The sequence below is a fragment of the Streptomyces sp. NPDC007162 genome (assembly GCF_040634175.1).
Taxonomy (GTDB): Bacteria; Actinomycetota; Actinomycetes; order Streptomycetales; family Streptomycetaceae; genus Streptomyces.
The window spans coordinates 1-6,950 of the sequence record NZ_JBEYFC010000472.1 but is presented as its reverse complement, the minus strand read 5'-3'; the positions used below and the strand labels follow the sequence as shown (position 1 = coordinate 6,950).

The 6,950-nt window shown below is 73.6% G+C and carries 11 protein-coding genes; 4 read left to right on the top strand and 7 right to left on the bottom strand.

Annotated elements, in window-relative coordinates; genetic code table 11:
- From ABZ646_RS36395 to rimP, 4 genes are all read right to left on the bottom strand, one after another.
- The coding region (locus tag ABZ646_RS36395) for a translation initiation factor IF-2 N-terminal domain-containing protein (RefSeq protein ID WP_360528859.1) at positions 1-347 on the bottom strand (347 nt) is incomplete at its 3' end.
- Between the two features lie 154 nt (positions 348-501).
- Entirely contained in the window at positions 502-771 is a 270-nt protein-coding gene (locus ABZ646_RS36390) for a YlxR family protein (protein ID WP_360528856.1), read from the bottom strand.
- A 135-nt stretch (positions 772-906) separates the two neighbouring features.
- Positions 907-1,893, bottom strand: a complete 987-nt coding sequence (gene nusA / locus ABZ646_RS36385) for a transcription termination factor NusA (protein WP_360528853.1) — start codon at positions 1,891-1,893, stop codon at positions 907-909.
- Positions 1,894-1,895: 2 nt separating this feature from the next.
- Positions 1,896-2,393 carry a ribosome maturation factor RimP gene (rimP, locus tag ABZ646_RS36380; protein ID WP_360528850.1) on the bottom strand — a complete coding sequence of 166 codons (498 nt, stop codon included), beginning with the start codon at positions 2,391-2,393 and terminating at the stop codon, positions 1,896-1,898.
- A gap of 204 nt (positions 2,394-2,597) precedes the next feature.
- Here rimP and ABZ646_RS36375 point away from each other — a divergent pair, with 204 nt between their 5' ends.
- Genes ABZ646_RS36375 through ABZ646_RS36365 form a run of 3 tightly spaced genes read left to right on the top strand, consistent with a single transcriptional unit; the run spans position 2,598 to position 4,571 of the window.
- Positions 2,598-3,167 (top strand): hypothetical protein, encoded by a 570-nt coding sequence (locus ABZ646_RS36375; protein ID WP_360528847.1) that lies wholly within the window; start codon positions 2,598-2,600, stop codon positions 3,165-3,167.
- Positions 3,164-3,652, top strand: coding sequence for a ferritin-like domain-containing protein (locus ABZ646_RS36370; RefSeq protein ID WP_360528844.1), 489 nt, complete (start codon positions 3,164-3,166; stop codon positions 3,650-3,652). The genes ABZ646_RS36375 and ABZ646_RS36370 overlap by 4 nt, the downstream gene beginning before the upstream one ends.
- A gap of 22 nt (positions 3,653-3,674) precedes the next feature.
- Positions 3,675-4,571 (top strand): aminoglycoside phosphotransferase family protein, encoded by an 897-nt coding sequence (locus ABZ646_RS36365; RefSeq protein WP_360528841.1) that lies wholly within the window; start codon positions 3,675-3,677, stop codon positions 4,569-4,571.
- A 63-nt stretch (positions 4,572-4,634) separates the two neighbouring features.
- Here ABZ646_RS36365 and ABZ646_RS36360 read toward each other — a convergent pair whose 3' ends face one another.
- From ABZ646_RS36360 to ABZ646_RS36350, 3 genes are all read right to left on the bottom strand, one after another.
- Positions 4,635-4,805 carry a ferredoxin gene (locus tag ABZ646_RS36360; RefSeq protein ID WP_360528862.1) on the bottom strand — a complete coding sequence of 57 codons (171 nt, stop codon included), beginning with the start codon at positions 4,803-4,805 and terminating at the stop codon, positions 4,635-4,637.
- Between the two features lie 13 nt (positions 4,806-4,818).
- Positions 4,819-5,322 (bottom strand): NADH-ubiquinone oxidoreductase-F iron-sulfur binding region domain-containing protein, encoded by a 504-nt coding sequence (locus tag ABZ646_RS36355; protein ID WP_360528838.1) that lies wholly within the window; start codon positions 5,320-5,322, stop codon positions 4,819-4,821.
- 154 nt (positions 5,323-5,476) lie between these two features.
- Positions 5,477-6,445, bottom strand: coding sequence for an FAD:protein FMN transferase (locus tag ABZ646_RS36350; protein ID WP_360528835.1), 969 nt, complete (start codon positions 6,443-6,445; stop codon positions 5,477-5,479).
- Between the two features lie 21 nt (positions 6,446-6,466).
- On the opposite strand from ABZ646_RS36350, the gene ABZ646_RS36345 reads away from it, so the two are divergent.
- Entirely contained in the window at positions 6,467-6,790 is a 324-nt protein-coding gene (locus tag ABZ646_RS36345; protein WP_360528833.1) for a hypothetical protein, read from the top strand.
- Positions 6,791-6,950: the final 160 nt, after the last annotated feature.

The window sequence follows — 6,950 nt, the reverse complement described above, 5'->3', positions numbered from 1 at the left end:
GTCGCAGATGCCCCAGCAGGCCGCACCGGCGAAGTGCCCGAGCTGCGCGGAGCCGCGGGCGCGGCCGGGGGCTGCGGGGCAGCCGGTCGGGGGGCGCCCGGCTTCGGGGCACCCGGACGGGCCGACTGCGCCGGAGAGGGCGCGCCGGGCTTGGGGGCAGCCTTGCGCGGGGCGGGCTTGCCGCTGCCGCCGCCCTGCAGGGCGTCGGTCAGCTTGCGTACAACGGGCGCCTCGATCGTCGAGGACGCCGAACGGACGAATTCACCGAGTTCCTGGAGCTTGGCCATGACGACCTTGCTCTCAACTCCGAACTCCTTGGCGAGTTCGTATACCCGGACCTTAGCCACTTCGCTCCTTTTAGGTCCGGGTGCGTCCGGACCGTCGCTACTTCATGGGCGTACTCATCGCGTGCTCATCGAGTGCTCATCGCAATCTCGACCTACTTCCAACTCGCGGGGTACCTGAGCCGCACGGACGTTCCGTACGACGCTTCTTACGGTGTTACTGCTCGACGTACCGGCGCAACGCCTTTACGTCCAGCGGGCCCGGGACGCGGAGCGCCCGCGGAAGTGCCCGGCGGCGTACCGCCTGGTCCAGACAGACCTGGGCGGGGTGTACGTACGCACCCCGGCCGGGCAGCGTACCGCGAGGATCAGGGACGCAGTCGTCCCCGATCGCCACGATCCGCAGCAGTTCGGTCTTGGCCGCTCGCTGCCTGCACCCCACACAGGTGCGCTCAGGGCATGCGCGGGCTCGCGTCCGGCCAGACACTGCTAAGTCTACCTCCCCGTACCGACCTCACCCCTTCGGGGCAAAGATCGAACGGCCGTTGTCGTAATCCAAGCCACCTGCGGCCGGGAACTATTCCCCCCGTCCGGGTGAACCCCGGCGAGGGTGAGGGTGTATCTACTCGGACGCCTGTTCGGTATCCGGGCGGATGTCGATGCGCCAGCCGGTGAGCCGGGCGGCGAGACGGGCGTTCTGTCCCTCTTTGCCGATCGCCAGCGAGAGCTGGTAGTCCGGCACGGTCACCCGGGCGGACCGGGACGCCAGGTCCACGACCTCCACCTTGGAGACGCGGGCCGGGGACAGCGCGTTCGCCACCATCTCGGCCGGGTCGTCCGACCAGTCGACGATGTCGATCTTCTCGCCGTTCAGTTCGCCCATGACGTTGCGGACTCGGCCGCCCATGGGGCCGATACAAGCGCCCTTGGCGTTCAGGCCCGAACGGGTGGAACGTACCGCGATCTTCGTGCGGTGACCGGCCTCACGGGCGATGGCGGCGATCTCCACGGACCCGTCGGCGATCTCCGGGACCTCCAGGGCGAAGAGCTTCTTCACCAGGTTCGGGTGGGTACGGGAGAGCGTGACCGAGGGCCCGCGCACGCCCTTCGCCACCCGCACGACGTACGAGCGCAGCCGCATGCCGTGCGCGTAGTTCTCGCCGGGGACCTGTTCCTGCACCGGCAGGATGGCCTCCAGCTTGCCGATGTCGACCAGCACGTTCTTCGGGTCGCGGCCCTGCTGCACGACACCGGTGACGATGTCGCCCTCACGGCCGGCGTACTCGCCGAGCGTGGCGTCGTCCTCCGCGTCCCGCAGCCGCTGCAGGATCACCTGCTTGGCGGTGGTGGCGGCGATCCGCCCGAAGTCCGACGGGGTGTCGTCGAACTCGCGCGGCTCCTGCCCCTCCTCCAGGTCCTCGGGGTCCTCCTTCGCCCACACGGTCACATGCCCGGTCTCCCGGTCGAGCTTCACGCGCGCGTGTCGGCGGCTTCCCTCGGTGCGGTGGTAGGCGATGAGGAGGGCCGACTCGATCGCCTCGACCAGCAGGTCGAAGGAGATCTCCTTCTCCCGAACCAAGCCCCGCAGGGCGCTCATGTCGATGTCCACGGCTACGCCTCCTCTTCCTTCTTGTCCTTGCGGTTGAACTCGACCTGTACGCGCGCCTTGTCGATGTCGGCGAAGGCGAGTCGGCGCGCGGTGGCCTTGCGGCCCTTGACGCCCGGCACCTCCAGGTCGAGGCCCTCGTCGTCGACGTCCAGGATCCTGGCGACCAGTTCCCCGCCCTCGGCGAGCTGGAACCTCACCAGCCGGTCCACGGCCCGCACAAAGTGCCGGTGCTCCTTGAGGGGGCGCTCGGCGCCGGGGGTGCCGACCTCGAGGGTGTACTCCCCCTCGCCCATCGCGTCGGTGTCGTCGAGCCTCGCCGAGAGCTCACGGCTCACATCGGCGATCTGGTCCAGGTCGGCCCCGGTGTCGGAGTCGACGACGACGCGCAGCACCCGCTTGCGTCCTACGGAGTCCACGGCGATCTCTTCGAGATCCAGTCCCTGGGAGGTGACGAGCGGTTCCAGGAGCTCTCGGAGCCTCTCGCTCTGGGTGGTGCTCATCCGGGTGACTCCTCGGCCGCGTGTGCTGTTGTGGGATGGGTCGCGTGTCTGGTCAAAGCGTATCGGGTCGTGAGGTGTGGTGCGTGCTGCCGCCGCGAGGGTGACGAGCCGGTGACGCGGGTTGACCGGATGCGCGGGTAACGTGATCACGGCGGGGCGCCTGCCCGCCCGTGTGTTCGTACGAGCCCCCCGAGGACGTCTGCCGTGCCGTTGCCCCCGTCGTCGCGTACCCGCTCGGGAGTACGCAGGAGGAGCCTGATCGTTTCAGCGGCCTCGGCCGCCGTACTGGCCGGCTGCTCCGCCGACCCCGACGCCACCGGCACCACCCCGTCCGTCGTCACACGGGCACGCGCGCGTGCGGCCCGGGACAGCCGGGGGCTGCTGGGGCGGTACGACGCCGTGCTCGCCGCCCATCCGGCGCTCGCGGAGCGGCTGCGGCCGCTGCGGGCGGAGGTGGCGGCCCATGCGGCGGCGTTCGAGGAGGGCACGGCCTCACCCACGGCGACCGCCTCGGCATCCGCAACCGCATCCGCTTCGCCGTCCGGCTCGTCGGCCCCGCCCTCCGCCACCGCCCCGCCGTCCGCCGCGGCCTCCCCGGCCGTTCCGGCCGACGCGAAGGCCGCGCTCGCCGAGCTGGCCGCGGCCGAGCGGAGCCTCGCCGACCAGCGGGCCAAGGCGCTCCTGGACGTCCCCGGCGAGCTGGCGCGGCTGCTCGCGGGAGTGGCGGCCGCCGGTGCCGGGCACGCGTATCTGCTGACGAAGGGTGACAAGTGAGCGACGAGGCCAGGGCGGCCGTGCTCAGGGCGCTCCAGGCGGCGCTGGCGGCCGAGCACGCGGCGGTGTACGGCTACGGGGTGGTCGGCGGCCGGGTCGACGCGCAGCGGCTGGCCGAGGCGCGCTCCGCCTACGACGCGCACCGGTCCGGCCGGGACGCGCTGGCCCGGGAGGTGCGGGACCTGGGCGGTGAGCCCGTCGCCGCGAGCGCGGCGTACGCGTTGCCGTTCGCGGTGAGCGACTCGGCGACGGCCGTACGGCTCGCCGCCGAACTGGAGGACCGGGTCGCCGACGTCTACTCCGACCTGGTCCGGGCCTCCTCGGGCGAGCGGCGCGGCTCGGCGGCCGGGGCACTGCGGGAGGCCGCGGTGCGGGCGGTGCGCTGGCGCGGGGAGAGCGTAGCCTTCCCTGGGCTCGCCGAGCGGGGCGCGCCGCAGGGGCAGGCCGGCGGTTCGGCCTCGCCCGCCGCTTCGGCGACTCCCTAGGACAGGAAGGAACGACTCGCGTATGGCTTTCGAACCGCCGCGGCGCCTGGTGAAGGCGCTCGGTGAGACGGCGCCGGACGGTGACGAGTGGCTGGAGAAGCTGCCGGGTGCGGTGGATCGGGCCGTCTCGCTACGCGAGTTGACCGTGGAGCGGGTGCAGGTGCCCGGCGGCCGCAGCAGTGTCGTACTGCTGGTCCGGCGGGCGGACGGGACACCGGCGGTGCTGAAGCTGGCGCCGCGGCGGGCCCGCCCCGAGGGCGAGGCGGCGGCGCTGGCCCACTGGGGTGGGCTGGGGGCGGTGCGGCTGCTGGAGGGCGACGCGGCCGCGGGGGTGCTGCTGCTGGAGCGGCTGCATCCGGAGGTGTCGGTGCGGTCGCTGCCGGAGGCGAAGGCGCTGCTGGAGGCCGCGGGGACGTTGCGGCGGCTCTGGGTGGAACCGCCGTCCGGGTATGCGTTCGAGACCGTGGCCGAGCGGACGGGGCGACAGGCCGCCGCGATGGCCGCGGCGGCCGCGGACGCGGACGTGGCGGCGCTGGTGGCGGGGGCGCTGGCCGCCCGGGAGGAACTGCTGGCCGCCGAGCCGGAGCCGCGGTTGCTGCACGGTACGTTCCGGCAGAGCAAGGTGCTGGCCGGGGAGCGGTTGCCGTGGCTTGCGGTGGGGCCGGATCCGGTGGTCGGGGAGTGCGCCTTCGATCTGGCGCGGTTGGTGCGGGACCGGGTGGAGGATCTGATCGCGTCCCCCTCCGGGGCGTCCATCACCCGGCGGCGGATCAAGCGGCTCGCGGAGTCGCTCGAGGTGGATCAGGAGCGGTTGCGGGGCTGGACGTTGTTCCGGGCGGTGGAGTCGGGGGTGCGAGCCCTTCGGGTGGGCCGGCCGAGGGATGCGGAGCTGTTGCTTGAGTTCGCCGGGTGGGTTTGACGCGGTCGGGTGCGGGTCGGTGGGGGCTGGTCGCGCCCCTGGGGAGTTGCTCGTCCCTCAGTTTCAAGGCCAGGACCGGGCAGTCCGACGCCGCTCTGCGGGCTCGTTTCCTGGTGCGGGGCGGTATGGGGCGGCCGTCGACCAGGGATAGCCCCATTCGTCCAGGGTGATGTGCTCGGGCAGCAGTTCTGCGCACAGGCCGTGGGCCTGGCAGGACGTCCGGTCGATGTCCATGTGCTGGTCCATGTCAGGCCTGCTCGGTGGGTACGGGGAGCAGCGGGGTGCGGTCGGACGCCGTGCAGTGGCTGTTCGCGTGGGCGTCGATCTCCGTGGCGAGGGTCGTGAGGGCGCTGCGTACCAGGCGGATCGTGCCGTCGGGGTGGTGGCAGGCTCCTCTGCCCTCGACCAGGCCCGCCCAGCGGGAGATGTCGGTGCGGGTGGTGCCCTGCGGGCCCGGCGTGGCCAGGGTCCGGAAGGCGGCGGCGATGCGGGGCAGGCCGTTGAGGCAGGGACCGCACTGGCCCGCGGACTGAAGGGCCAGGTGGCGCAGGACGCGGGCGGTCTCGGTCACACCGCAGCGGTCGGCGGGGAGGGCGGCCAGCACACCCGCGCCCAGGCAGGCCGAGGAGAGCGGGACCCGGGCGGCCTCGGCGGCCGGGATCCAGGTGCCGTGGTAGCCGCCGACCAGGACCGCGGACGCACCTTCCAAGGGGAGGAGCCGGCCCAGCTGCATGCCGAACGGGGCCTCCACCACCCGGATCTCACGGCCGGCCGTGTGCAGGGTGCACAGGACGCTGCCCGGTTCGGCGAGGGTACCGGCCGAGCGGAACCACTGCGCGCCGTAGCGGGCGATCAGCGCGAGGTGGGCCAGGTGGCCCGGCTGGCGTACCAGAGGGTCCCGGAGGTCATGCGGCAGCCTCCGGCGCGACGGCCGCGGTGGGCCAGCCCGGGGTGGTGACGACCGTGCCGTCGTGCGCGACCAGGCGCCCCGGCAGGCCGAGCCGGGTCAGCCAGCGTTCCGCGCCCGCGCCCTTGACCAGGGCCGCCGTGGTCGCCGCGTTGGCGTCGGCGCAGTCGGCGGCGGCCACCGAGACCGTGCGCCACGGGGAGCGGACCGGCAGCCCGGTGCGCGGGTCGACGACGTGGTGGAGGTCGTACCCGCCGCGCTGCCAGCGGCGGGCGGAGGTACCGGAGGTGGCCAGGCCGCCGGAGCGCAGCCCGACGGTGTCGTACGACCCCGGGGCCGGCTGTTCGTCGACCGCACCGGTGACGTCCTGGACGCGGATCTGCCAGCCGCCCGCCGGCGGCTCGCCCGCGACGGCCGTGTCGCCGCCGAGGCTCACCAGGACCCCGCAGCCCGCTGCCTCGGCCAGCATCCGCACGGCCCGGTCGGCGGCCCAGGCCTTGGCCGTCGCGCCCAGGTCGAGGCGGACGCCCGCGGGAACGGTGACCGTGCCGGTCGCCCGGTCGAGCAGCACCCTGCGCCAGCCCGGGGCGCGGCGCACCCGCAGGGAGACCGGGCGGTCGTCCTCCCGGACGAGGGTGAAGTCGCGGTCGTAACCGATCGCGGCCATCGCCGAGCCGACCGTGGGATCGACCGCGCCGTCCGTGGTCTCGGCGGCGCGCAGCGCCACGGCGAGGGCCTCGGCGAGCAGCGGGCTGACCCGGACGGGGCGGCCGTCGGAGGTGTCCAGGGCGGTGAGTTCGGAGTCGGCGCGGAACCGGCTGCAGGCCGCGTCCACCTCGGCGAGCTGCCGGGCGAGGAGCAGGTTGCAGGAGTCCAGGAGGGCCGGGTCGGTGACGACCAGGCGCACGGTGGTGCCGAGGGCCCGCCAGTCCGCGGCGGCCGTGGTGCGCGCGGCGAGGGTGGTCATGACGCCCCCGAGGTGGCGTCGGTGGAGCCGCTGCCGGAGCTGAGACCGCCGGAGGAGGACTGGAGGCCCGAGGAGGACGACGAGGACGACGAGGACGACGAGGACGAACTGCCCGTACCGGAGCCGGAGTCGGAACTGTTCGACGTCGTGCCCGTGGTGCTGCTGGACGTCGTGCCCGTGCCGCTGCTCGCCGTCGTGGCGGCGTCCGACTGCATCGTGCCGACCAGGGCGAACACCCCGGCCGCCGCGGCGAGCGTGACCGCCGCCGCCAGGGCCGCCGTCCGCCGGGCACCGCGGCGGACCGCCGCGGCGGCTCCCCGGTCCCCCGGCCGGTCCCCCTGCTGACTGTGCTGCGCTCTCCCGGTCATGACCGATCCCCTCCCATGTGACTCTCTGTCACGCACTACGTTCGGGCACCCGCCTGAGAGAAACCTGTGCGCATCCCACAGGGATCGGAAGAACTGTCTGAGACGTTTCTGAAAAGACGAGCGGGCCGCCGGTGGTC

What these genes read in the sequence shown, in the direction of transcription:
- rimP (WP_360528850.1), bottom strand. Translation starts at nt 2,393, where the DNA reads ATGAGCACCACCCAGAGCGAGAGGCTCCGAGAGCTCCTGGAACCGCTC.
- ABZ646_RS36365 (WP_360528841.1), top strand. Translation starts at nt 3,675, where the DNA reads ATGGCTTTCGAACCGCCGCGGCGCCTGGTGAAGGCGCTCGGTGAGACG.
- ABZ646_RS36360 (WP_360528862.1), bottom strand. Translation starts at nt 4,805, where the DNA reads ATGGACATCGACCGGACGTCCTGCCAGGCCCACGGCCTGTGCGCAGAA.
- ABZ646_RS36350 (WP_360528835.1), bottom strand. Translation starts at nt 6,445, where the DNA reads ATGACCACCCTCGCCGCGCGCACCACGGCCGCCGCGGACTGGCGGGCC.